The sequence below is a fragment of the Citrobacter sedlakii genome, from assembly GCF_018128425.1.
In the GTDB taxonomy this organism is placed as follows: domain Bacteria; phylum Pseudomonadota; class Gammaproteobacteria; order Enterobacterales; family Enterobacteriaceae; genus Citrobacter_A; species Citrobacter_A sedlakii.
Genome location: NZ_CP071070.1, coordinates 1,812,627 through 1,838,161, shown reverse-complemented (window position 1 = coordinate 1,838,161; position 25,535 = coordinate 1,812,627). Strand labels below are relative to the sequence as shown.

Here is a 25,535-nt window from a genome sequence, read left to right as displayed (position 1 = left end):
GCTATGAGCTTTAGCACAATCATTGACTGGAACGCATGCGGCGTTGAAGAACAGCGCAACTTACTGATGCGCCCGGCGATCTCCGCGTCGGACAGTATTACCCGCACCGTGAGCGAGATCCTGGATAACGTAAAGGCGCGCGGCGACGCTGCCCTGCGTGAATACAGCGCGAAATTTGATAAAACCGACGTTGGCGCGCTGAACGTGTCCGCTGATGAAATTGCCGCTGCCGGCGCCCGCCTGGGCGACGATTTAAAACAGGCGATGGCAGTCGCGGTGAAAAATATTGAGACGTTCCACACTGCGCAACAACTGCAGACCGTGGATGTGGAAACCCAACCCGGCGTACGTTGCCAGCAGGTCACGCGCCCGGTCGCCTCAGTCGGCTTATATATTCCGGGCGGGTCCGCGCCGCTGTTTTCAACCGTACTGATGCTGGCAACGCCGGCGCGCATTGCGGGCTGCAAAAAAGTGGTGCTCTGCTCGCCGCCGCCGATCGCCGACGAAATTCTGTATGCGGCGCAACTGTGTGGGGTGCAGGAAATATTCAACGTCGGCGGCGCGCAGGCCATTGCCGCGCTGGCGTTTGGCAGCGAGTCGGTGCCAAAGGTGGATAAAATTTTCGGTCCGGGTAATGCGTTTGTCACGGAAGCGAAACGGCAGGTCAGCCAGCGTCTGGATGGCGCGGCGATCGATATGCCTGCCGGTCCGTCTGAAGTGCTGGTGATTGCCGACAGCGGCGCGACGCCGGATTTTGTCGCCTCCGACCTGCTTTCGCAGGCGGAACACGGCCCGGATTCACAGGTGATTTTACTGACCCCGGACGCAGACATCGCCAGACGCGTTGCCGACGCGGTAGAACGCCAGTTGGCGGAACTGCCGCGCGCGGAAACCGCACGCCAGGCGCTCAGCGCCAGCCGCCTGATTGTCACCCGCGATCTGGCCCAGTGTGTCGAGATTTCGAATCAGTATGGTCCGGAGCACCTTATCGTGCAGACACGTAACGCCCGCGATCTGGTGGATGATATCACCAGCGCCGGTTCAGTTTTCCTTGGCGACTGGTCGCCAGAGTCAGCCGGGGATTACGCTTCTGGCACCAATCACGTGCTACCAACCTACGGTTATACCGCGACCTGTTCCAGCCTTGGACTGGCGGATTTTCAGAAGCGTATGACGGTGCAGGAGCTGTCGAAAGCGGGCTTTTCCGCTCTGGCGTCCACCATCGAAACGCTGGCGGCGGCAGAACGCCTGACCGCTCACAAAAATGCCGTCACCCTGCGCGTCAACGCCCTTAAGGAGCAAGCATGAGCACTGAAAACCGTTTTAGCGTCAGCGAGTTAGCCCGTGATAATGTCCGCAATCTTACGCCGTATCAGTCTGCCCGTCGCCTGGGTGGCAACGGTGATGTCTGGTTAAATGCCAACGAATTCCCGACGGCAGTCGAGTTTCAACTGACACAGCAAACGCTCAACCGCTATCCGGAATGCCAGCCCAAAGCGGTGATTGAACACTACGCCCAGTACGCGGGCGTTAAGCCAGAACAGGTGCTGGTTAGCCGCGGGGCGGACGAAGGCATTGAACTGTTAATCCGCGCCTTCTGCGAGCCGGGTAAAGACGCGATCCTCTACTGTCCGCCGACCTACGGCATGTATAGCGTCAGCGCGGAGACAATCGGCGTCGAATGCCGTACCGTACCGTCGCTTGCCGACTGGCAGCTGGATATGCAGGGCATTTCGGACAAGCTCGACGGTGTTAAAGTGGTTTACGTGTGCAGCCCAAATAATCCGACCGGCCAGTTGATCCATCCGCAGGACTTGCGCACGCTGCTGGAACTGACGCGTGGCAAAGCGATTGTCGTCGCCGACGAAGCCTATATTGAGTTTTGCCCACAGGCGACGCTGGCAGGCTGGCTGTCTGAGTACCCTCACCTTGTCATTCTGCGCACCCTGTCGAAAGCGTTCGCGCTGGCCGGACTGCGCTGCGGCTTTACGCTGGCCAATGAAGAGGTCATCAACCTGCTGTTGAAAGTGATCGCCCCGTACCCGCTTTCAACGCCGGTCGCCGACATTGCCGCTCAGGCGCTTAGTCCGCAGGGAATAAACGCGATGCGCGAGCGCGTGGCGCAGATTCTGCTGGAGCGTCAGAACCTGATTAATGCCCTGCGCGATATCGCCTGCGTGGAGCAGGTGTTCGATTCGCAAACCAACTATATTCTCGCGCGTTTTACGGCCTCCAGCCGCGTATTTAAATCTTTGTGGGATCAGGGCATTATCTTACGAGACCAGAACAAACAACCTTCATTAAGCGGCTGTCTGCGCATTACGGTTGGAACACGGGAAGAAAGCCAGCGCGTCATTGACGCTTTACGTGCGGAGCAAGTATGAGCCAGAAGTATCTCTTTATCGATCGTGACGGAACCCTGATCACCGAACCGCCCAGCGATTTCCAGGTGGATCGCTTCGACAAACTGGCCTTTGAGCCAGAGGTGGTGCCGGTCCTGCTGAAGCTGCAAAAAGCGGGCTATACGCTGGTAATGATCACCAACCAGGACGGTCTGGGAACCCAGAGTTTCCCTCAGGCCGACTTCGAGGGTCCACATAACCTGATGATGCAGATTTTCACCTCGCAGGGCGTGCAGTTTGACGAGGTGCTGATTTGTCCGCACCTGCCCGCCGACGCGTGCGACTGCCGGAAGCCGAAAACCCGGCTGGTTGAGCGTTATCTTGCCAGTCAGGCAATGGACAGCGCCAACAGCTATGTTATCGGCGACCGGGAAACCGATCTTCAGCTTGCCGACAACATGGGCATTCGCGGCTTACGCTACAACCGGGAAACCCTGAACTGGGCCATGATCGGTGAGCAGTTAACGAAACGCGACCGTTACGCCCACGTGGAACGCAAGACCAAAGAGACGCAGATTGATGTGAAGGTGTGGCTGGATCGTGAAGGCGACAGCAAAATCAACACCGGCGTCGGCTTTTTCGACCACATGCTGGACCAGATCGCCACCCACGGTGGTTTTCGCATGGAGATATTGGTCAAGGGCGATCTCTATATTGACGATCACCACACCGTTGAAGACACCGGCCTGGCGTTGGGTGAAGCATTAAAGCTGGCGCTCGGCGACAAGCGCGGGATCTGCCGTTTTGGTTTTGTCCTGCCGATGGATGAATGCCTGGCACGCTGCGCGCTGGATATTTCCGGGCGTCCGCACCTGGAATATAAAGCCGAATTCGCTTATCAGCGCGTGGGGGATCTGAGCACCGAGATGATTGAACACTTCTTCCGCTCGCTCTCTTACACCATGGGCGTGACGTTGCACCTGAAAACCAAGGGCAAAAACGACCATCATCGTGTGGAAAGCCTGTTTAAAGCCTTTGGCCGCACGCTGCGCCAGGCTATCCGCGTGGAAGGTGATACGCTCCCCTCCTCCAAAGGAGTGTTGTGATGAACGTAGTGATTCTGGATACCGGCTGCGCCAACCTCCATTCGGTGAAATCCGCCGTGGCGCGGCATGGATACAACCCGCAGGTCAGCCGCGACCCGGACGTGGCGCTGATGGCGGACAAACTCTTTTTGCCCGGCGTCGGCACCGCCCAGGCGGCGATGGACCAGCTGCGCGAGCGCGAACTTATCGAGCTGATCAAAGCCTGTACGCAACCGGTGCTGGGCATATGCCTGGGGATGCAAATTCTGGGACGTCGCAGCGACGAGACGCAGGGCGTGGATCTGCTGGGAATTATTGAGCAGGACGTGCCGAAAATGACCGATTTCGGGTTGCCGCTGCCGCATATGGGCTGGAATAGGGTCTATCCGCAGGCCGGAAACCGGCTGTTCCAGGGGATTGAGGACGGCGCGTACTTTTACTTCGTGCACAGCTATGCCATGCCGGTGAACCCGTGGACTATCGCACAGTGCAATTACGGCGAACCGTTTACCGCCGCGGTGCAAAAAGACAACTTCTATGGCGTACAATTTCACCCTGAGCGTTCGGGTGCTGCGGGCGCGCAGTTACTGAAAAACTTCCTGGAGATGTGATGATTATTCCGGCATTAGATTTAATCGACGGCACCGTGGTGCGTCTCCACCAGGGCGACTACGCAAAACAGCGCGACTATGGCAACGATCCGTTACCGCGTTTGCAGGATTACGCGGCGCAGGGCGCGGAGGTACTGCACCTGGTTGACTTAACCGGGGCGAAAGATCCGGCAAAACGCCAGATCCCGCTGATCAAAACGCTGGTGGCGGGCGTTAACGTTCCCGTCCAGGTTGGCGGCGGCGTGCGCAGCGAAGAAGACGTTGCCGCCCTGCTGGCGGCGGGGGTTGCCCGCGTAGTGGTCGGCTCAACGGCAGTGAAGTCACCGGAGGTGGTGAAAGGCTGGTTTGAGCGCTTTGGCGCGGACACGCTGGTGCTGGCGCTCGACGTGCGTATTGATGGCGCAGGCAATAAGCAGGTGGCGGTCAGCGGCTGGCAGGAAGATTCCGGCGTTTCGCTGGAAGAGCTGGTTGAAACTTATCTGCCCGTCGGCCTGAAGCACGTGCTGTGCACCGATATTTCTCGTGACGGCACGCTGGCAGGGTCTAACGTCTCGTTATACCGTGAAGTGTGCGCAAAATATCCGCAGGTGGCGTTTCAGTCCTCTGGCGGAATTGGCGGCATTGAAGACGTGGCCGCCCTGCGCGGCACCGGTGTCAGCGGCGTGATTGTTGGACGCGCGCTGCTGGAAGGGAAATTTACCGTGAAGGAGGCTATCCAATGCTGGCAAAACGCATAATCCCGTGCCTCGACGTTCGTGATGGCCAGGTAGTGAAAGGCGTGCAGTTCCGCAACCATGAAATCATCGGCGACATTGTACCGCTGGCGAAGCGTTATGCGGACGAAGGCGCCGACGAACTGGTGTTCTATGATATCACAGCCTCCAGCGACGGACGCGTTGTCGACAAGAGCTGGGTGACACGCGTCGCGGAAGTGATAGACATTCCTTTTTGCGTGGCGGGTGGGATTAAATCGGCGGAAGACGCCGCGCAGATCCTCTCCTTTGGCGCAGACAAAATATCCATCAACTCCCCTGCGCTGGCGGATCCGACGTTGATTACCCGCCTGGCGGATCGTTTTGGCGTACAGTGCATCGTGGTCGGCATTGATACCTGGTACGACGCCGAAACGGGGAAATATCACGTGAATCAGTATACCGGCGATGAAAGCCGTACCCGCGTCACCCAGTGGGAAACGCTGGATTGGGTGCAGGAGGTGCAAAGACGCGGCGCCGGTGAAATCGTCCTGAATATGATGAACCAGGACGGTGTACGTAACGGCTACGACCTTGAGCAGCTGAAAAAAGTGCGCGACGTCTGTCATGTCCCGCTGATTGCCTCCGGCGGCGCCGGTACCATGGAGCACTTCCTTGAGGCCTTCCGTGACGCGGACGTCGACGGGGCGCTGGCCGCCTCCGTCTTTCACAAACAAATTATCAATATTGGTGAGTTAAAAACGTACCTGGCAACACAGGGCGTGGAGATCAGGATATGTTAACAGAGCAACAGCGCCGCGAGCTGGACTGGGAAAAAACCAACGGACTTATGCCGGTGGTCGTACAGCACGCGGTATCCGGCGAAGTGTTGATGCTGGGCTATATGAACCCGCAAGCACTGGATAAAACCCTTGAGACCGGCAACGTGACCTTTTATTCACGTACGAAACAGCGGCTGTGGACCAAAGGTGAAACCTCCGGCCATTTTCTGAAGGTGGTGAGCATCGCGCCTGACTGCGACAACGATACCCTGTTGGCGCTGGTTAACCCGATTGGCCCAACCTGCCATAAAGGCACCAGCAGTTGCTTTGGCGAAGCCAGACACCAGTGGCTGTTCCTGTATCAACTTGAACAACTGTTAGCCGGGCGTAAAACTGCCGATCCGGCCAGTTCCTACACGGCAAAACTGTACGCCAGCGGCACTAAGCGTATTGCGCAGAAAGTCGGCGAAGAAGGCGTTGAAACGGCGCTTGCCGCCACGGTGCATGACCGCGATGAATTGACCAACGAGGCTTCTGATCTGATGTACCACCTGCTGGTGCTGTTGCAGGATCAGGAACTGGACCTGACGACGGTGATCGAAAACCTGCGTAAGCGTCATCAGTAATCTTCATATGTAAAAAAACCGGGCGCAGAGCCCGGTTTTGTATTTACTGGCCTGAGAAGTTGCCCCCTCTGGCAAAATCACGTTTACTGCGCTTTCGGCTTATAGTTACGCAGCGCGTTCCGTCCAAGCACCACACCCGCGCCAATCATACCGCCCAGCAGCACCGCCAGCACCAGGGTGATGGCTTTTTTCGGGCTGTCGCGACGAATCGGCAGCGTCGGTTTCATCACGTAGCGATAGGCGTGAACACTGTCCGGTTCGATTTTCAGCGCTTTCACCGCCAGCAGATTCTGGCGTGTCTGGTAGTAACCATCCGAAAGGGCTAACGGTCGGGTCGCTTCGTTCTGCACCATTGAGGAAAGCGCGTCGCTGCCCAGCATAAACATCGTATCCTGCGAAACCTGATCGGCCTGCTGAACCTGCGGCAATTTGATGTTCGCTTCTTTGGCGACGGACAGCGCCTGGCTTATCTGCGCGATACGCAGCGCTTTTTGCTCCTGGGCGACTTTTTCCTGCGCGTCGAGCGATTGTTCAAAGTCTGAAGTGCGGGTTGTGATGCTTTTCGCCAGATCCGCATTGACTTCTTTGGAGATGTTTTCATCCACCTGCTGAATATACTTCGCCAGCGTTTTCTGCGCATCTTCCGCAGTCGGCGCCTGATACGTCACTTTCAGCGGTAACGGCTGACCTTTCACAGAGGCGTCAATGGTGAGCTTTTCGGGTTTTTCCTGATTTTCCAGTGTTTCAGATAAAGCAGAAAATGCCGAATTAAAACGACCAATCATATTGGCTTGCAGATCGTTGATCTGCGGTGCGTTGCCGCCGTACAGCACGTTCATCGCATTAGAATAGTTGGCTAACTGGCCCGCATCAGGTTGGGTGATGATGGCAGTCGACGTCCACTTCTCTTTCGCCACGGCCAGATAACCGACAGCCAGTAAGATGGCGATAATGACACAAGCAAAGATAGTGACCTTACCGCGCCATAACTGCACAACTAAATCAATTAAATCAATCTGTTCCGGTTCGTTATTGCGACCGGTGAGGTTGTTATTTTCCACTTATATCAATACCCTGAATAGGAAAAGACTTATGGTGGTACAGTGTAACGATAAAATGCCGGGATGCTATAAGAAATTTGATAAAAAACGTAATTTTACGAGGCTTTCAGAGGGATTCCTTTCCCTGTTTAAAAATCATTTAATCACTGCCAAACAGATCGCGGGTGTAGACTTTTTCTACCACATCCTTTAATTCTTCAGCCATACGGTTTGAGATAATGACATCCGTTTGCTGCTTAAACCGGGTTAAATCGCGTTCAATGCGCGAATTAAAAAAGGTGTCCTCTTTCATCACCGGTTCATAAATGACCACTTCCACCCCTTTCGCTTTAATGCGCTTCATGATCCCCTGGATGGAAGAGGCGCGGAAGTTGTCCGATCCGCTTTTCATGATCAAGCGATAAATGCCCACGACTTTTGGCTTTCTGGCCAAAATAGCGTCGGCGATAAAGTCCTTTCTCGTTCTGTTAGCATCGACAATCGCGGAGATAATATTGTTGGGAACGGACTGGTAGTTCGCCAGGAGCTGCTTGGTATCTTTTGGCAGACAGTAACCACCATAGCCAAACGACGGGTTGTTATAGTGATTGCCAATTCGCGGGTCCAGACATACGCCTTCGATGATCTGACGCGTATTCAGTCCCAGACTTTCGGCATAGCTATCCAGTTCATTAAAATATGCAACCCGCATGGCAAGATAGGTATTGGCAAAAAGCTTGATCGCTTCCGCTTCTGTGGAGTCGGTGAACAAGGTCGGGATATCTTGCTTAACGGCGCCTTCCTGAAGAAGCGCTGCAAAGCGCTCGGCCCGTTCGGAACGCTCGCCGATAACGATTCGGGAAGGATGCAGGTTGTCATAAAGCGCCTTCCCTTCTCGCAGGAATTCCGGTGAGAAAATGATATTTTGGGTGTTGAACTTATTGCTCATCGAGGCGGTAAAGCCTACCGGAACGGTAGATTTTATAACCATTACCGCATCGGGATTGATTTTAAGAACATCCTGAATGACAGATTCAACACTGGTAGTATTAAAGTAGTTCGTTTTAGGATCGTAATCTGTCGGCGTGGCGATGATAACGTAATCTGCGTTTTTATAGGCTTCGTTTTTATCTAATGTCGCCTTGAAGTTAATTTTTTCAGACTGCAAAAATTGCTGTATTTCTTTATCGACAATCGGAGATATCCGATCATTTAACATTTCTACCCGGGAAGGGACGATGTCTAACGCAATAACATCATGATGCTGTGCGATAAGCAGACCGTTAGACAGGCCAACATACCCGGTACCGGAAATGGTGATTTTCATTTCATGCTCTCAGAATTAACTTATAATGATGTCATGACTAGTTGTAGCCCTGACGCGTTATTATTGTTTTAACGTCCGATCGAATAGAGTGTCAACGAAGCCTGACACAATTAAGATTTTCTTTATCAGACTAAAGCAATAATATTAAGTTAATATGAAGCAATAGAAATAAAGCAATAAGAATTAGGATAAAAAAAAGCCCGGCTAAAAAACCGGGCTTTGTAAGCTAAAAGGAATTAATCCAACCATTCGGTGTGGAAAACGCCTTCTTTATCAGTACGCTTATAGGTATGTGCGCCAAAGTAGTCACGCTGCGCCTGGATCAGGTTAGCAGGCAGGACTTCCGCACGGTAACTGTCGTAGTAGGCGACTGCCGCAGAGAACGTAGGTACAGGAATACCGTTCTGAACTGCGTAAGCCACGACGTCACGCAGCGCCTGCTGATATTCATCCGCAATGTTTTTGAAGTACGGATCCAGCAACAGGTTGGCGATACCGGCATTTTGCGCGTAGGCATCCGTGATCTTCTGCAGGAACTGCGCACGAATGATGCAACCCGCACGGAAAATCTTCGCGATTTCACCGTAGTTGAGATCCCAGTTGTACTCATCAGACGCAGCGCGCAGTTGCGAAAAGCCCTGAGCATAAGAAACGATTTTACCGAGGTACAGCGCGCGGCGCACTTTCTCGATAAATTCCGCTTTATCCCCTGCCGGCTGCGCTTTCGGCCCCGTTAATACTTTTGAAGCAGCAACGCGCTCCTCTTTTAGCGAAGAGATATAACGCGCAAAGACCGATTCGGTGATCAAGGACAGCGGTTCACCCAGATCCAGCGAGCTCTGGCTGGTCCATTTACCGGTACCTTTGTTGGCCGCTTCATCTAGGATGACATCAACAAGGTATTTACCGTCTTCATCTTTTTTGGTGAAGATGTCTTTGGTGATGTCGATCAGGTAGCTGCTCAGTTCACCGTTGTTCCATTCCGTAAAGGTGCTGGCCAGCTCTTCATTGCTGAGATTCAGTCCGCCTTTCAGCAGTGAGTAGGCTTCAGCAATCAGTTGCATATCGCCGTATTCAATACCGTTATGGACCATCTTCACATAGTGGCCTGCGCCGTCTGCACCGATATAGGTCACACAAGGTTCGCCATCTTCCGCTACTGCAGCGATTTTAGTCAGAATCGGGGCAACCAGTTCGTACGCTTCTTTCTGGCCGCCAGGCATGATAGATGGCCCTTTCAATGCGCCCTCTTCACCGCCGGAAACACCGGTACCGATAAAGTTAAATCCTTCTGCGGACAGTTCGCGGTTACGGCGAATGGTGTCCTGGAAGAAAGTGTTACCGCCGTCAATGATGATGTCGCCCTTATCAAGATAAGGTTTCAGCGAATCGATGGCTGCATCCGTGCCCGCACCAGCTTTCACCATTAACAGGATGCGACGAGGCGTTTCAAGGGATTCAACAAACTCTTTCACCGTGTAATAAGGCACCAGTTTTTTGCCAGGATTTTCGGCAATCACTTCTTCGGTCTTTTCACGGGAGCGGTTGAAAACGGAGACGGTATAACCACGGCTCTCGATGTTGAGCGCCAGGTTGCGCCCCATCACTGCCATACCGACGACGCCGATCTGTTGCTTGGACATTACATACTCCTGTCAGGTGTGGTCACCGCGCAATGTTTGCGCGGCTTGAAAGTGGCTTAGATGTTAACTCAGGATAAAGCAAATGAATAATTTTTACTGTTGGCGAAAAATGCCTTTAGATTAACAGTCTCTTTTGTAACCATTTGGATTTTTCAATTGCCAGTTCCATGCGTCACGAATCATTTCGTCAAGCCCACGCTTCGCTTTCCATCCGAGTTCTTTTTGCGCTTTTGACGGATCGGACCAGCACTCTGCAATATCACCGGGACGTCTTTCGCTAAGCACATAAGGAACCTTACGTGAAGTCACACGTTCAAAGGCATTTAATATTTCCAGAACTGAATAACCTATGCCCGTACCGAGATTATAGATTTTATGATTTGGGCCTTCACTGATATGTTTTAATGCTGCAACATGGCCTTCCGCAAGATCCATTACATGAATATAATCACGCACCCCCGTACCATCTTTTGTGGGATAATCGCTGCCAAATACCGAGACCTGCTTGTGCTTGCCAATAGCAACCTGACAGACATAGGGCATCAAATTATTTGGTATGCCATTAGGGTCTTCCCCCATCGTTCCCGATGAATGAGCGCCCACTGGATTAAAATATCTTAGGATCGTACTTTTAAAATTAGGGTGCGCACTTGTATAATCAGCAAGGAATTTTTCAACAAATAACTTTGAAGTTCCATAAGGGTTTGTTGTCCCCCCCGTTAAACAATTTTCATTAAGAGGAATTTTCTCAGGCTTGCCATAAACTGTTGCTGATGAGCTAAAAATTAAATTAGTTACTCCGGCCTCAACCATTGCTTCAACGAGAGAATATGTTCCCGATACATTATTTTTATAATACTCTAATGGTTTCCGAACTGATTCATTTACAGATTTTAAACCGGCAAAATGAATCACATCAGAGATCATATTCTCTCTGAAAATTTTTTTTAACAGTGTATTGTCAAGAATATTTCCTTCATAGAATTTGATTTCACGCCCTGTTAATTCCTTGATTCTACTTAATGATTCATAACTAGAATTAGACAAATTATCTATAGCAACAACATTTCGGCCTTGTTCAAGTAAACTTATAATTGTATGCGATGCAATATAACCGGCTCCACCTGTAATAAGAATAGTCATCCTACTCCCTCCTTCGGTATGATTCTTCATTTAATTAGATTAAGTAATTTATTAGTAGCTTTAACTTCATCAAATCTTTGCTCCGCTATGATCCGACTCTCTCTGCCCATCACTATTATATTTTGCGGCTCTTTTATAAAGAAAATCATAGCCTCAGCGAGTGCCTCTGCATCATAAGGGGGCACCATTAAACCATTGACACCATCAAGAATAGTTTCACGGCAGCCTGGTACATCAGTCGTTATTACAGGACGTCCAATAGCCATTGCTTCTTGTGTGCTTTTTGGAACACCTTCGCGATATGAAGGCAATACAAAAATACTAATCTTTTTTAAATAACTTTTAACATCTGATATTTGCCCCAAAAAATCTACCACACCTTCTTTCTTCCAAAGTGAAATTTGTTCTTGAGTGATACCACCAGGATTGTCATCAATGGCACCAGCAATACTAAACTCTATCTCAGGATATTTTTCTTTTACTTGCTTCGCGGCCAAAACAAACTCTTTAACTCCTTTCTCAATTAATAACCGAGAAACCATACCAAAATGTATTTTTTTTATATTTGGTACTTCATATTCAAATTCCGTTAAATTAACACCTATACCGCCTATTATTTCATGCTTTTTTATATTGATATTGTTTTTTATTATAAGATCATCGTAATCATCTTTATTTAAGAAAAGAACCTTTGTACAAAATGGAAGGGTAATCTTATACAAATAACTTTGTATTAGCTTTAAAACCTTTCTTTTAAAGCTTATCGAGTCAGCACTTTCGGTATAACAAAACCCAAGGCCTTCTAAAAGACTATATATTTTATTTACACCAGCCAGTTTAGCTGCTAAAGTTCCAAAGATAACGGGTTTGGGGAAAAAATTAAAAACAATATCAGGTTTTATTTTTTTAATTTTTAGATGCAATTGATAAGTATTTACGACATCAGAAAAAGGATTTAATCCAGAGCGTGAAAATCTGTAAGAGTAAGGCTTTGCTCCATATTCAGATATAATTTTAAAATTGGCTGGATTATCATCCATTGTCAATGTATAAACCTTATAGCCTTTACTAATTAGTTCTTTTATTACTTTCTCTCGAAAAAGTATTACTGTACTGGAGAGATTGCCTATTAAAAGTACTTTCATTAGCTAAATTCCGCATAGGGGTTATAAATGTTCATAAAAATTAAATACCCTTCCTAAGGATAGATATTAATAATTCTTTTAACAAGAAAAGTATAATATCCTTAATCTAAAATCCTGAAAAGATCATCAAGATATTAAAATATAACCTTACTTATCTCAGTTACCGTTAAACCGCTAAATTGCATTCCTCACTTATTTTGATATTCAAGTGATAAATGCTATTTTTACTGCTAAACAAAATAAGAAGGCGTTTATTTTTCTTTCTTAGAACGAACGTAAACTTTGATAATATGGCAAAAAATGGCTAATATCCCGAGAAAGGAGAATTGTAATAAAAGCTCCCGCAAAGAATAGCCAGCAGCCTCTGCATAGCCTAATCTTCTCCTTTGTGTCGAAGCACCATGGATTCGGTACTGCAAAAGACATTCGTTCATATTATCCCAATTTATATTATTTCGCTTTAACCGCAACCAAAGGTCATAATCTTCTGAGTTAAAACCTGCATTGTATCCTCTTGCACCAAGAAGCCATTCTTTTTTTATCAAAATAGTATTATGAGAAAAGGTATTTCTAAAAAACAATTGATTATTTATGTCGACCTTTCCTTTTGGATAACGTTTAGTCCCAATAATATTACCAGCAGTGTCAATATGTAATATATCAGAACCTACCATATCTAAATTATGGCCTTGTAAATACTTTATTTGTTTAGATAAGCGTTCAGGCAGACTAATATCATCCGCATCCATACGTGCTATATATTCTCCAGAAGCATTTGATATTGCTAAATTGAGCGAGAAAGCCAGTTGCCCTATTTTTGTTTCAATTACTTTTAATCGACTATCTCTAAAATTTTCTTTTATATATGCACTTATTTCCTCTGCATTACTTCCATTTGCAACAAAAATCAACTCAATATTTTTATACGTTTGGTTGAGAATTGAATTTACTGCAACTGGCAAAAATTCATCAATTTTGTTAGATGCCATTATCACACTTATTAATATATTTTCACTCACTTTAATAACATCCTTATTCTATTTATCACTCGTTCAATAAATGTATAATGCCAACTTTGTTGCCAGTGATGAATAGCAAAAGTATTTTGCGTAATATCACAAAAAAATAGCTGCTTTACTTCATTTCGACTTTTATCAAATGGATTATATGGATAAAAATATTCCATGTCATAGACAGTTTCTCCCTGATCTAACTGAATATTATTATATAAATCAGTTAGTATTTTCGGTATAGACTCATAATTGCTCCCAGTTCTTGATTGCAATTCATTTATCACCAAACTTACAAATCGTCCATTTTGTTCACTACCCATGATTGCGGCATTGACGAGTTCTAAAGATTCCCTTGCTGTGAAAAATTTATCATTCAAGAGAGGCGAAATATCTTTTATTAATTCTACATCTGTATCAAGATACACTCCCCCCATCGTTTTAAGAGCATGGAATCTTACATAGTCAGCAGCAAAAGCATAGCGTTTAACCTCTAAAGCATTTTTTACATATGGGACTGAAATAGGAGAATTATCTTCATTCCATTCGATAACTTGCCAACCCGGTAATATTCGTCGCCAGGAATCCATGCATTTTTTTACCAAAGCTGGTTTATCCCCACGCCCAAACCAGCAATAATGAATAATTTTAGGGATCATATTTAAACAACCTCTTGCAAAATAATGAATAGCAATAAAATGAAAACAATTGCGCGGTCACAATCCCTGATAAGATAGCATATACATTAGAACAAGCATATCCATATATAAAGAAGATTAGATAAGATGCGAAATTAATTCCATCTGCAATAGCGATTTCGGTAAAACGACGGGACATATAAACAAATCGTGCATAAGGCTGTTCAATGGATTGAATTAAATACAAAGCCCCAGAACTTATGACACTTAACAACCCCCATTGAACATCGACCTTAACACCTATCAATGAAATAAATATTACAACACCAAGGCAAGCTAAAAACTGGAAAACACAGAAGTCAATGGAAGATAGAAAAGAAACCTTCTTAATGTCTGATAATTTAACTTTTTTCAGGCCTTTATCTCTAACAAGGCTAACCCAGGCGTTAACTTTATATTGTGAGAACAGCTGAAATATAGCTGTAGATAACTTGTTTGCATAGGAATAAACTGTCAGTCCACCGACTGGGGCAAGTATATTTAAAATATAAGCAGTTAGTAGATCTTTAATAATAAAACCACTGCTTGCTAGTCGCGTTTTCCAAGTTGGGATGAGGCATATAAAAATTGGTTTAAGAGATAACTTATAACTTATATATAGTTTTAAATATATAATTTCACCAATCACTGTAAAGAACCAGCAGAACGCCAACAACATAAAAAACACACTCACAGGCAGTTCCAACAACCACCCACGAAAAATTAGCATACTTATTATACAGATAGCATAACCTAAAGCATCAAATATATAAAAAGCCTTAAGCCTACCTAAATAAATAAAAACATTTTTAAAATATTGATGCAATTGAAATAATAATGAGAAAACACACCCTGATAAAAATATGTTAGGAATATCTACAGACAATAAAGAAAAAGGAAGTAAATTCACAAAAAAACAATAAATGAAGCCGTTAGAAATTATATAAGCAGAAAATTTATTGTTTAAACTTGAGGTTAAGCGAGGTAATAGCCCATACCATGAAATTTGGAGAATTGTACCAACTGTAGTTAATATTGTTATTGTAAATAATATAAAATCAGATTTTTTATTTATTCCAAAAAAGAAACCTATCGCAAAGAAAAAAATTGTAGATGTGCCAAGTGTAAGGCATGGAAGTAACACACTTCTTATTTTCGAAATAGTTTTATTAAGCATAGTAATGGTAAAAAAACAAAAGAAAAGAACCCAATCAAAATATTACTATTTTTGACAATAGCTAATACTATATAATACATCATCATCAATGATGCTTTGAACTTAATTTTTAAGCTACCGGTATTAATTAAGAGAATATAGTAATAATATGTTGTTCCAAATGGGTTCTTTCTTAGAAGTGAAGCATAGCTAGAACTCAACCCACCATCCATATATTTAACAACCAATAATGGTTCGCTAATAAATAATTTTTTTCCTTTTAGGTCGAGCCATAAAGCGTCTTCAGTTATGAATTTTTCTTTAGTGAAACTATTAAATATTTTTTCTTTTAAAATTGAGGCCTTATAGAAATCAATTCTGTCGCCTAACCTACGATTAGTATAAAACCAGTCATAATGACTCATTATTGATGATTCAGTATGTCCTGTAAAACTTACTGGTTTCATCTGACTATCAACCTTGACTCCAGATATACCTATAATTTCAGGATTGTTAATTACAGCCTCATCCTTTAAATAATTTTTTATTTTCATAAATGCTTCATCTAGTAAATAGTCATCGCTATCGATTATGACAATATATTCGCCTGATGTATGTTGTATTCCTTTAATTACGGCACTATTTTTACCATTATTGCTTTGATAAACATACTTAATCTTTTTGATATTTAAATTATTATCTTTAAAGCTTGCGATTTTTTGGCTTGTGCTATCCGTTGAACCATCATCAATTATTATCCATTCAAAATCCACATCTTCTTGCTTGTTCAAACTATCAAACAGCAATTGTAACTCCCCAGCCCTGTTATAGGTTGGTGTAACAACAGAAACTAATAGGGTCATAATGTACTTCCATTAAAAATATAATCAAAACCTGTGTCAAATTGATTAATAAAACTATTTAAACGTAAAAAGCCATACAACACAATCACAATTAATAATAAATATCTACTTGTAAAATCTAGCCTTGATAATAGTTTTGCAAGTAAAATGAAATAGAATAATCGGAAGTACTCAAGGAATCTGGCTAAAGAAGGAATTGTATATGATAATATCAAAATGCATAGAGAGGATAAAAGAATGCTTTTATAACACTTACGATCCACATCACTTCTAAATGCTGTGGTGTTTTTAATTTTATAAAATGCAATGAACGCAGCTAATAATTCTACGATATTCGCTAAACTTGGCAACGCACGTTGGTTTATGTATAAATTGACATTATTGTTTTTTATAGTTAAATTATTAATTATAGAAATCACCTCGGATAGGAATGGAGCAATTAATATTAATATTAAAACCGATATAATAGCTCCTGATTTATTAACCCTGTATAGTATATAAAACATTAAACCTGCGAAGATTGCCGTTTCATGAAATAAGGATGCCATACATAAAAACAATAATGCCAGGATATTTTTATTGTTTTTAAAGTAAATCATTGCAATGATAAAAAAGCCTACTGCAATTGATTGCCTTATCAATATAAAATCTAGCCATAAAAAACTTGTCGCAAAAAAAACAAACAGCACAAAGCAAGGTTTTTCAGACTCCCGATAAATAAATATTGATTGAAGGATGATACATAACGACGAAGATATAATTATAAAAAGTGAGTAGTCTCCAACGTTTTTTACAATAACATTTAAAATATAATATCCATATCCATATTTAAAAAGCTCATCTGGTATCGAGTTAAAGTATTGCTCATATACAAAAAAGTCATCTCCGCCATTACCACGAAAAGCAGTTAATATAAATAATGTAAAACATGGAATTACAAAAAACGCCAAGTTTTTTTTATCACTTAAATCTAAAAGAGCGAACAGAGTCAAAAATAAGAAGATTGCATTATAAATAAGCATAATTTAGGCATTTTATAAACTTAGCTGATTCAGATAAAATACATATCCAATGGTTATATATAATATCGCTAATATAATTTTAATTCCGAAGTAATTTTACTTTTAAATCATGAATTTTTAGGCGCAAAACTAACATTTTGCTTCCCACGCTACCGCCCCTGGCTTTACAGCTACCAGTGCACTGCTCTCTTTCAAAGGTATGTCAAAGCCCACCTTTACGCGCAGGCTTTCTAAACTCAAACGCTAATTGTCTTACCAAATGATGTTAGAAACAAGCAAAAATCCTGCAAAAAGCGGTTAAAATTTCAATAGATAACCCTTTGAAAAGATACGTATTTTCTTATTTCAACAAAAACGGCAGTAAACATACCCGGCACAGGTTAAATATGCCTGGAATGTTTACTGCCGTTAACTGTTTCGCGTTGGTCAAACCAACCGTTAAATTCGCTTACTCGCTAAGAAGTTTCTCAATGCTTTTCCTGAACTTAGCCCCTTCTTTCAGGTTCCGCAGTCCGTACTTCACAAACGCCTGCATATAGCCCATTTTTTTACCGCAGTCATAGCTATCACCGGTCATCAGCATCGCATCAACTGACTGTTTTTTCGCCAGTTCTGCTATGGCGTCGGTCAACTGGATACGTCCCCAGGCGCCTGGTTCGGTGCGCTCAAGTTCTGCCCAGATATCTGCGGAAAGCACATAACGCCCCACAGCCATCAGATCGGAGTCCAGGGTCTGCGGCTGATCCGGTTTCTCAATAAATTCGACGATGCGGCTGACTTTACCTTCGTTATCCAGCGGTTCTTTGGTCTGGATGACGGAATATTCAGAAAGGTCACCCTTCATACGTTTCGCCAACACCTGGCTGCGACCAGTTTCATTGAAACGCGCCACCATCGCCGCGAGGTTATAGCGCAGCGGATCGGCACTGGCATTATCAATGATGATGTCCGGCAGGACGACGACAAACGGGTTATCGCCAATCACCGGGCGGGCACAGAGAATGGAATGGCCCAACCCCAGCGGCTGTGCCTGACGGACGTTCATGATCGTTACGCCCGGCGGGCAAATGGATTGTACTTCCGCCAGCAGTTGGCGCTTCACGCGCTGCTCGAGAAGCGACTCTAATTCATAGGAGGTGTCGAAGTGGTTCTCAACGGCGTTCTTGGACGCATGAGTCACCAGAAGGATTTCTTTGATCCCTGCAGCCACGATCTCGTCAACGATGTATTGAATCATCGGCTTGTCGACGATCGGCAGCATCTCTTTGGGTATTGCCTTAGTGGCAGGCAACATGTGCATACCCAGACCCGCTACCGGTATAACTGCTTTCAAATTAATCATTATTTCATCCACCTGTAAAATGGTTGCTGAATTATAGCTCTTTGACTCGTTTTCGCCAGCATGAATTATTTTGTGAAATCATTGCCGTGACGTCTGATGCTACGCGTATCACCTGTGAATTGCAGTAGCCATATTCCTAAGTATGGGTCAGTATCGCCAGGAATGGTCGCAAAACTACCCCCTCCCCTCCGGCAACCGGAAGTTAATCGCGTCCACATTCACGACCTGATGATTTATCCGGTCAATGTCGACCGAGCTTTGGCCTTTTTCGTTGACCGCCTGCACATTCGCCAGCGACAGCAGGGTGTCGTTTTTGGCCATAAACTTCCCGCGCACGTCTTTGCGCAGGTCAAAATGCATCTTCAGCGCCGGGCCAACGGTGGATTCCTGCATCACCTTGATATTGCGTAAGAAAAGGTGCTGAGGCTTGTTGTGTAACTCCAGCGTTGCCCGCTTCATGTCGATGTTGGTGAGGGCGACAAACGAAGTCGCGTTGCCGGATGAAATTTGTATTCCGCGCAGTTTATACGCAAGTTGGGTATTATCCAGGCGGATATTATTCAATTTAAAATTTTGCGGAATCGACAGGTAGTTGCCTTTTACCACCCCGTAGCCAATCAGCATGCCGGCGCTATTTACCATATCGATATTATCAATGACGAAATTATCACAGCCATAAATAGCCACCGTTGCGTTATCAATCCCGGCCTTTTTACTAAAATCGGGGGTGATATTTTTCGCCTTTACGTTGCGAATGACAAAATGCTTGCCGTTCTCGACGTGTACCAGTTGGCGGCAGTCGGAACCGGTGATGTTGGCGACGACAAAATTTTTAACCGTCTGTGTTTCTGGATAGGTGTTGTCGTAAGTGCTGCCCGCCAGGCCAATCCCAATACCCCAGTTGATCTTGCCGTTGGTACAGTTAATACGCTTAATCACATGGTCAGAAATGAGGATGTTGCGGTCATTAATCGCCACATTCCACTCAATGGCGTCTCCCTGTAAGTCAGTGAATGTCCCGTTGGTGATCCTCGCGCCGTCAACCTGATTATGAAAACCCTGACGCAGGATGGCATAGTTCGCCTGGGTCACGGTGATATTGTCGATGACCAGATTACGCATCACCTGCGGTTTTTTCCCACCGATATAAATTTGCGTCACCGGCCCGAAGCCGCTCATCGCAATATCCCTGATGACACAGTCAGAGCCGCGCACGTCCAGCGTGATATTGTGCAGGCTGCCGCCCTTCTCACCGGTGACCTGGCTGCCGTCCTGAAGAACAAAACGCCCACGTCCATTGCCGCGCAACGCCCCTTCCACCCGTAATGTCTTACCCGGCGGAATAAAAATAGCGGCGTTGATGTTGTCGCAAACCAGACCCGCCGGAACCCGCACGGTTTGTGCGTCGGCAAAGGCCTGCCTGAAGGAAGCGATCCAGTCTTTGGGGTTATAGTCCTGGATGTTGACGGTGTTACCCGCGGTCACGGCGCGGGTAAAAGGAGAATGGAGTGCAGGAAGCGCGGCAAGCACGGAGCCTGCCGCCAGGAAGGTGCGTCGGGAGAGCGTCGTTTCTGGCATACAACCTCGTTTTACATCGTTTGCAGCAGGCTGGCTAACTGACGGTTGATCACCTGCTGGTTAAAATCGTGTTCAACTTTTTCACGTGCGTGCTTCACCACTGGCTCAAGCGTTGCGCGATCGATCTGGCTAAACCCGGCAAGCTGCGCCGCCAGCGCCTGCGCATCGTTTTCCGGCACCAGCCAGCCTGACTTTCCGGCTTCGACCAGTTCCGGAATACCGCTGTGGACGGTGGAAACAACGGGGATCCCCACCGCCATCGCCTCCATTAGCGCGACCGGAATGCCTTCCATATCGCCATCCGCGCCGGTAATGGAGGGCAGCAAAAAGAGATCCGTCTCGTCGAGCATCGCCTTCACTTCGTGGCTCGGTTTGAAGCCCGGCATCTCAATCACGTCATCAAGCTGATACTGTTCGATAAGCGTCCGCAAACGCCGTTCCCAGGGCCCCATCCCGAGGATGCGGTAACGAAACGCGACGCCCTGCTCTTTGAGCTGGCGACAGGCTTCTATCGCCACGTGCAGCCCTTTTTTCTCGGTCAGACGCGCCACAGAGATCATCTCCAGCGGCGTGCCGGGCGCTTTCACCGGGCGATGGCTGAAGCGCGCCATGTCCACCCCCATCCGCGAGACGGCGATTTTTTCCGCCGGGCAGCCCATGCTTTTCAGGCGCTTAGCCCACAGGTCGCTAATAGGCAGCATCAGGTCGCCACGCTGAAACAACTGTTGGTATTCAGGGGCGTAGTGATTCAGAACCTCCCGGCTGGAGATATCAATGCCGTGGAAAATGGTCGCAATTTTGCCCTTGATCACCCCCAGTTCACGCAGCTTGGTCGCCGTCACGCCGGCAGGACCAAAATGCGCGATGAACACATCGGCCTGCAAAGGCGTGCTCACCTGCGCGCAAATAGACGACAGGATCAGATTGCGTGATTCGTCGCCATAGCGGGAGAAATTCAGTGATTTCCACGTCGCCACCCGGTGCAGTCCCGGCAGCGTTTTCAACGCCCGGTAACGCAGTTTCGCCAGCCGACCCTGCGGTTCATCCTGCAGCCAGCGGGTCTTCGCCGCCAGGTTGTATTTTTCCCAGGCGGCATGGGTGTTTTGCGTATCACCTTTTTGCAGGGCGACGATGTCCACATCAAATCCCATATCAATAAACGCCGTGATCTGATTAAGAACAAACGTCTCTGATGAGAGTGGGAATTTCAGCAGAAAAAAGCTGACCTTCATCGCCCCTCCCGAATTCTGTCGAGAACGGATTTAATCATGGCAAACCCCTTGGTTCGCTCCTGCGTGACGGCGTTATCCACTTTTTCACTGAGCGCGGGCAGTTGCGCCAGCGTATCTGCGACCACGCCTTGCAGCGACCCGTTCAGCAGGTGACGAATATCAATCGCCAGCTCTGGCAGGCCTAACTGCTGCATGATCCCGGCGGATTTGTGCTCGTAGTTAATCGCGATAGCGGGCGTGCCAAAGTTCATCGAAATGATGGCGGAATGCAGACGGGTGCCGATGGTCAAAACACAGGAAGCAAGGATCTTGCCCAGTTCCACATCGTTCAGTTCATCCATCGCGATATGGAAATGCGCCGATGGCTTCACAAATTTCGCCATCCGGAGCGCCACCATGCGGTCATCGCGGTTATAGCGGTCAATACTGGTACAGGTTGAAAGCACCAACACCTGATAGCCATCGTCAATCAGTCTGTTCACAACTTCCGCAAAAGCCTGCTCATACGCTTGCTGAGTCGTGCCCAGACGTTTGTCGAAGGGCTCGAGATCGCGCAAGGTGATGGCCACGGTTTTTCTTCGCGCGGTGACATCCAGCCAGTGCTGTACCGCATAACTGGCGACAAAATCATCATGGCGGCGCTCTACGAGCCATGCGGTATCCACGCCTTGTTCCACTTTACGGGTGTCGATTTGGGCGGCGGTCATCAAATCGCGGCTGACCGTTTCACGCAGGATCAGCGCATCAGTGCGCCCAAAAACGTAATGAGCCAACTGATTAAAGTCCGGGTTCTGGAAAGGCCCGACGCTATGGCCGACCATATAAATCGGTTTGTTCGCCATAAACGCGCATAAGGGATACTCAAAATGGGTCAGGCCGTACAGGTCCACGTAGTTAGAGCCGCCAACCTGAATGACCGCGTCATACTGGGCGATAAACCGGGCAAAGTCGGCAAATTCCGGCGCAAGCGCAAAGTTACGCAGCGATCCTTCCTGCGCAACCTTCGCCAGTAAAATTTTGTGCTGAAAGCGACGGCGCAACACTTTTTTGACCCGGCCATTCAGCCCGGTCATCTGCTGCTGTTTCTGGCTTAGTTGATACAGCGGATCGGCAATAATTGGCCGTCCCTGTAACCAGGCGGAACTGACCGGGAAACGGCTCATCACATCCATGTCGACTTCAGGTTCTTGTTGGCGGATGGCATCAAGTAAACCGCGCATAATGGCGCTATCACCACGGTTCCCACAGGTGTGGTTGCCTAATACTAATAATTTCATAAGTTGCCTCTTATCGATTTATTTACCTGTCATCCGACACGTAATAATTTTTTCATTCTTGCACTGCCGAACAGCTGTCTTTTCATTTCCATGACCAGCGCGTTGCGTGAAAAAATAAGCATTAAAATAAAACTCACTATTCCGACCACGACCTGTAAAGTGAAGACACCGGACAGCGGCAAGGCTTTGTCAAATAACTTCCCTGCGCCGTAGGCGGTGATAAATGTGGGCAACGAGAGATAAAACGGCAGCCACAGACTCAGAATGTACTGGCGGTAGCTGGAACCGAGCACCGGCTTAATCATGATGAAATAGCTCAGTACGGTATTCACGATCTGCACCAGCAGGAAGCCCAGCGTTACGCCAATCGCCCCCCCCATCTGCCCGCCGATAATGATTGCCGGAATAAAGAGAAAAGTTTTGAACACATTGAATTTAAAACTGATATCCACCCGCGCTTTCGCCATCAGTAAGGAACCAATCGGGTTACCCACCGAGCGCAGCAGACCGACGATGCACAGCAGTTGCAGCACCGGGATAATACTGTTCCACTTTTCGCCAAACACCAGCGGCACGAAGTTATCCGAAACCACCATCAGCCCGAGCAGCGCCGGAAAGTTAATGATTCCCACAACGGACAGCAGTTTGTAAAAGTTCACGCGCAGCTTTTCCGTGTCGTCCTGAATCTTGGCAAACGCCGGGAACAGCACGCGGGTGATGATCGGGTTAAGCTTCATTGGCGGCACCACCGCCACGTTATAAGCCAGATTGTAGCCACCCGCGACGCTGGCGCCGAGAATGCGCGCCAGTACCAGCGTGGAAAGGTTAGTATTGACGTAGTTGACGATGCTGTCCGCCGTCAGCCAGGCGCCAAAGCGCAGGTTTGACGAGACGGACTTCAGGGAAAAATGCAGACCCGGGCGATAAATCTTGCGGCCAAAATAACCGAACAGCAGGGTGCGCACGACACTGTTGACCAGATATCCCAGAATCGCGGTTAACGCCAACGGCCAGAAATGGGCGCTGACAACCGTGAAAGTAAAGCCCGCCAGCACCGCGCTGGTTTCGATCATACCGATCTTGTTGAACTCCAGCTCTTTTTGCATCAGCGCGCGGAACTGCTGCCCATGCGGGATCACGACAAACACCAGCGAAAGGGTTTTTATCAGCGGCGACAGATCCGGATTATGCAACACGCCCGCGATAACATCGCTCAGCAGATATACCGCCACGCACACCACAATCCCCAGCCCCACGTTCAACCAGTACAGGGTGGTAAGCTCGAGGTGACTGATCGTTTTGCGCTGGATAATCGAGTTGGCAATGCCGAAGTCGCACAGGGTATCCGCCAATGCGATGATGACCAGCGAGACGGTCAGCAGGCCGAACTGATGATTATCGATAATCCGCGCAAGTACGGTCATCTGAATCAGCCCAAGACTGATGATAATGACCGTGGCGATGGCCGACCATTTGGCGCCGCTGATGGTTTTTTCTCGTAAGCTCATCTTAATACGCCGCTTTGTTAACGAAACCTTTGAAAACGGTCAGAAAAACGATTTTGATGTCGAACCAGATGCTCCATTCGCGGATGTATTCCAGGTCGAATTCGACGCGTTTTTCCATTTTCTCCAGCGTGTCGGTTTCGCCGCGCCAGCCGTTGATCTGCGCCCAACCAGTAATGCCTGGCTTTACCTTGTGGCGCAGCATGTAGCCTTCAATCAGTTGTCGATACTGTTCGTTGTGCGCCACCGCATGTGGACGTGGGCCGACAATTGACATCCCGCCGGCCAGCACATTGATAAACTGTGGCAGCTCATCAAGCGAAGTGCGGCGCAGGAAATTACCCACTTTCGTCACGCGCGGATCGTTCTGCGTCGCCTGCGTAACCACCTTGTCGTTTTCCATCACCTTCATTGAACGGAACTTCCACACGTTGATCGGCTTGCCGTCCATACCGTAGCGGGTCTGGCGGAAGATCACCGGACCTGGCGAGGTCAACTTCACCGCCAGCGCGATACCGCACAGTACCGGTGAAATCAGCAGCAGGATCAGCGAGGCGAGCACAATATCCTCCACGCGTTTCAGCAGTCGGTTAATGCCCGACAGCGGCGTGTCATACAGCGGCACCACCGGCACGCCGCTCACTTCTTCAATGCGCGAATGCAGGATGTTGAAGGTAAAGACGTCCGGGATAAGGATCACCGAACAGGTGGTATCCGCCAGTTCGCGCACCAGCTTTTTCACCTGCGCGCCGTCGCTCATCGACATAGCGATATAGACGTTATGGATGCGTGAGGCTTTGGCATCCTCAATCAATTGTTCAAAATTTCCGGCCCAGTCGGAAGATACACCGCCCGGTTTCGGGTCGTGATAGACGCCGACCACCTCAAAGCCCAGCCACGGTTCGTTGCGAAAACTGTCGAGCAGCGCCTGTCCGGCTGGCAGGTCGCCCGCTACCGCCACCAGGCGTTTGTTATAGCCGCGGTTGCGCAGCCAGCCCGCGCCGTAGCGGATAAACGAACGGCAGATCACAAGGCCAATGCTGCTCAACAGATACCATGCCAGCCAGGTGCCCAGGCGATTATCGAAATCCTGGTTAAACGCCACCAGACCCACGCAAAAAACGAGGCTCAGCGTCCAGTTTTGCAGCAGGAGCGTCAGTTCTGTGGAAATTTTGACGCCGCGCCAGGATCGGTAAAAATCGGTCATGCCGCCCAGCATCTGAAAAACAACCAGCGTAATCAGCGCCACCAACAGGTGCATATACAGGAAGGGCCGTCCACTCACTTCGCAGACCAGCCACAGCCCGCCAAACATGATGGTGATATCTGAAAAGCGTTGCACCATAGAGATTAACGATGCATTGGTTTTCGCTCGTTCGCGCTTTTTTAGATTTGTCATCGTTGTTCCTGTTATTAGCCCCTTACCCGCGACCGGGT

At 47.7% G+C, this 25,535-nt stretch carries 23 protein-coding genes; 7 read left to right on the top strand and 16 right to left on the bottom strand.

The genetic code is table 11. The features are described from left to right. Positions 1–3: 3 nt before the first annotated feature. From hisD to hisIE, 7 genes are read left to right on the top strand one after another with little or no spacing between them, the layout of a single operon-like run. Positions 4–1,308, top strand: a complete 1,305-nt coding sequence (gene hisD, locus JY391_RS08630) for a histidinol dehydrogenase (RefSeq protein ID WP_200034196.1) — start codon at positions 4–6, stop codon at positions 1,306–1,308. After that, entirely contained in the window at positions 1,305–2,384 is a 1,080-nt protein-coding gene (gene hisC, locus JY391_RS08625) for a histidinol-phosphate transaminase (RefSeq protein WP_211935583.1), read from the top strand. Before hisD ends, hisC begins: the two co-directional genes overlap by 4 nt. Beyond that, positions 2,381–3,448 carry a bifunctional histidinol-phosphatase/imidazoleglycerol-phosphate dehydratase HisB gene (gene hisB / locus JY391_RS08620; RefSeq protein WP_181822961.1) on the top strand — a complete coding sequence of 356 codons (1,068 nt, stop codon included), beginning with the start codon at positions 2,381–2,383 and terminating at the stop codon, positions 3,446–3,448. Before hisC ends, hisB begins: the two co-directional genes overlap by 4 nt. Further along, positions 3,448–4,038, top strand: a complete 591-nt coding sequence (gene hisH / locus JY391_RS08615) for an imidazole glycerol phosphate synthase subunit HisH (RefSeq protein ID WP_211935582.1) — start codon at positions 3,448–3,450, stop codon at positions 4,036–4,038. Before hisB ends, hisH begins: the two co-directional genes overlap by 1 nt. Next, on the top strand, positions 4,038–4,775 hold the full coding sequence (gene hisA / locus JY391_RS08610) for a 1-(5-phosphoribosyl)-5-[(5-phosphoribosylamino)methylideneamino]imidazole-4-carboxamide isomerase (protein ID WP_211935581.1): 738 nt from the start codon (positions 4,038–4,040) through the stop codon (positions 4,773–4,775). Before hisH ends, hisA begins: the two co-directional genes overlap by 1 nt. Further along, positions 4,757–5,533 (top strand): imidazole glycerol phosphate synthase subunit HisF, encoded by a 777-nt coding sequence (hisF, locus tag JY391_RS08605; protein WP_042284251.1) that lies wholly within the window; start codon positions 4,757–4,759, stop codon positions 5,531–5,533. Before hisA ends, hisF begins: the two co-directional genes overlap by 19 nt. Then, positions 5,527–6,138 (top strand): bifunctional phosphoribosyl-AMP cyclohydrolase/phosphoribosyl-ATP diphosphatase HisIE, encoded by a 612-nt coding sequence (hisIE, locus tag JY391_RS08600; protein ID WP_211935580.1) that lies wholly within the window; start codon positions 5,527–5,529, stop codon positions 6,136–6,138. The genes hisF and hisIE overlap by 7 nt, the downstream gene beginning before the upstream one ends. An 83-nt stretch (positions 6,139–6,221) precedes the next feature. On the opposite strand, the gene wzzB is transcribed toward hisIE, so the two are convergent. From wzzB to wcaJ, 16 genes are all read right to left on the bottom strand, one after another. After that, on the bottom strand, positions 6,222–7,199 hold the full coding sequence (gene wzzB, locus JY391_RS08595; RefSeq protein WP_229264097.1) for an LPS O-antigen chain length determinant protein WzzB: 978 nt from the start codon (positions 7,197–7,199) through the stop codon (positions 6,222–6,224). A gap of 139 nt (positions 7,200–7,338) precedes the next feature. Further along, the gene (ugd, locus tag JY391_RS08590; protein WP_211935579.1) at positions 7,339–8,505 is read right to left on the bottom strand and encodes a UDP-glucose 6-dehydrogenase; all 1,167 of its coding nucleotides are present in this window, start codon (positions 8,503–8,505) and stop codon (positions 7,339–7,341) included. Between the two features lie 236 nt (positions 8,506–8,741). Then, positions 8,742–10,148, bottom strand: coding sequence for an NADP-dependent phosphogluconate dehydrogenase (gene gnd, locus JY391_RS08585; protein WP_211935578.1), 1,407 nt, complete (start codon positions 10,146–10,148; stop codon positions 8,742–8,744). Between the two features lie 120 nt (positions 10,149–10,268). Further along, on the bottom strand, positions 10,269–11,291 hold the full coding sequence (gene galE / locus JY391_RS08580; RefSeq protein ID WP_211935577.1) for a UDP-glucose 4-epimerase GalE: 1,023 nt from the start codon (positions 11,289–11,291) through the stop codon (positions 10,269–10,271). A gap of 26 nt (positions 11,292–11,317) precedes the next feature. Continuing rightward, positions 11,318–12,436 carry a glycosyltransferase family 4 protein gene (locus tag JY391_RS08575; protein ID WP_211935576.1) on the bottom strand — a complete coding sequence of 373 codons (1,119 nt, stop codon included), beginning with the start codon at positions 12,434–12,436 and terminating at the stop codon, positions 11,318–11,320. A gap of 251 nt (positions 12,437–12,687) precedes the next feature. Continuing rightward, the gene (locus JY391_RS08570) at positions 12,688–13,455 is read right to left on the bottom strand and encodes a glycosyltransferase (RefSeq protein ID WP_211935575.1); all 768 of its coding nucleotides are present in this window, start codon (positions 13,453–13,455) and stop codon (positions 12,688–12,690) included. Next, complete coding sequence (locus JY391_RS08565; protein ID WP_211935574.1) at positions 13,452–14,105, bottom strand: glycosyltransferase family 32 protein; 654 nt, start codon at positions 14,103–14,105, stop codon at positions 13,452–13,454. Before JY391_RS08565 ends, JY391_RS08570 begins: the two co-directional genes overlap by 4 nt. Beyond that, a complete protein-coding gene (locus tag JY391_RS08560; protein ID WP_309568843.1) occupies positions 14,095–15,033 on the bottom strand; it encodes an O23 family O-antigen flippase in 939 nt (312 codons plus the stop codon). Before JY391_RS08560 ends, JY391_RS08565 begins: the two co-directional genes overlap by 11 nt. Before the next feature lie 239 nt (positions 15,034–15,272). Continuing rightward, positions 15,273–16,142, bottom strand: coding sequence for a glycosyltransferase family 2 protein (locus JY391_RS08555; protein ID WP_211935572.1), 870 nt, complete (start codon positions 16,140–16,142; stop codon positions 15,273–15,275). Continuing rightward, on the bottom strand, positions 16,139–17,164 hold the full coding sequence (locus tag JY391_RS08550; RefSeq protein ID WP_211935571.1) for an EpsG family protein: 1,026 nt from the start codon (positions 17,162–17,164) through the stop codon (positions 16,139–16,141). Before JY391_RS08550 ends, JY391_RS08555 begins: the two co-directional genes overlap by 4 nt. Positions 17,165–17,612: 448 nt before the next feature. Then, the gene (galF, locus tag JY391_RS08545; RefSeq protein WP_211935570.1) at positions 17,613–18,506 is read right to left on the bottom strand and encodes a UTP--glucose-1-phosphate uridylyltransferase GalF; all 894 of its coding nucleotides are present in this window, start codon (positions 18,504–18,506) and stop codon (positions 17,613–17,615) included. A 174-nt stretch (positions 18,507–18,680) separates the two neighbouring features. After that, positions 18,681–20,084, bottom strand: coding sequence for a colanic acid biosynthesis protein WcaM (wcaM, locus tag JY391_RS08540; protein WP_211935569.1), 1,404 nt, complete (start codon positions 20,082–20,084; stop codon positions 18,681–18,683). An 11-nt stretch (positions 20,085–20,095) separates the two neighbouring features. Continuing rightward, positions 20,096–21,316: a colanic acid biosynthesis glycosyltransferase WcaL gene (gene wcaL, locus JY391_RS08535; protein WP_211935568.1), complete on the bottom strand. Its 1,221-nt coding sequence runs from the start codon at positions 21,314–21,316 to the stop codon at positions 20,096–20,098. Continuing rightward, a complete protein-coding gene (wcaK, locus tag JY391_RS08530) occupies positions 21,313–22,593 on the bottom strand; it encodes a colanic acid biosynthesis pyruvyl transferase WcaK (RefSeq protein WP_211935567.1) in 1,281 nt (426 codons plus the stop codon). The genes wcaL and wcaK overlap by 4 nt, the downstream gene beginning before the upstream one ends. A gap of 29 nt (positions 22,594–22,622) precedes the next feature. Next, on the bottom strand, positions 22,623–24,101 hold the full coding sequence (gene wzxC / locus JY391_RS08525) for a colanic acid undecaprenyl disphosphate flippase WzxC (protein WP_199956723.1): 1,479 nt from the start codon (positions 24,099–24,101) through the stop codon (positions 22,623–22,625). Position 24,102: 1 nt separating this feature from the next. Beyond that, the gene (wcaJ, locus tag JY391_RS08520; protein WP_211935566.1) at positions 24,103–25,497 is read right to left on the bottom strand and encodes an undecaprenyl-phosphate glucose phosphotransferase; all 1,395 of its coding nucleotides are present in this window, start codon (positions 25,495–25,497) and stop codon (positions 24,103–24,105) included. Positions 25,498–25,535 lie beyond the last annotated feature (38 nt).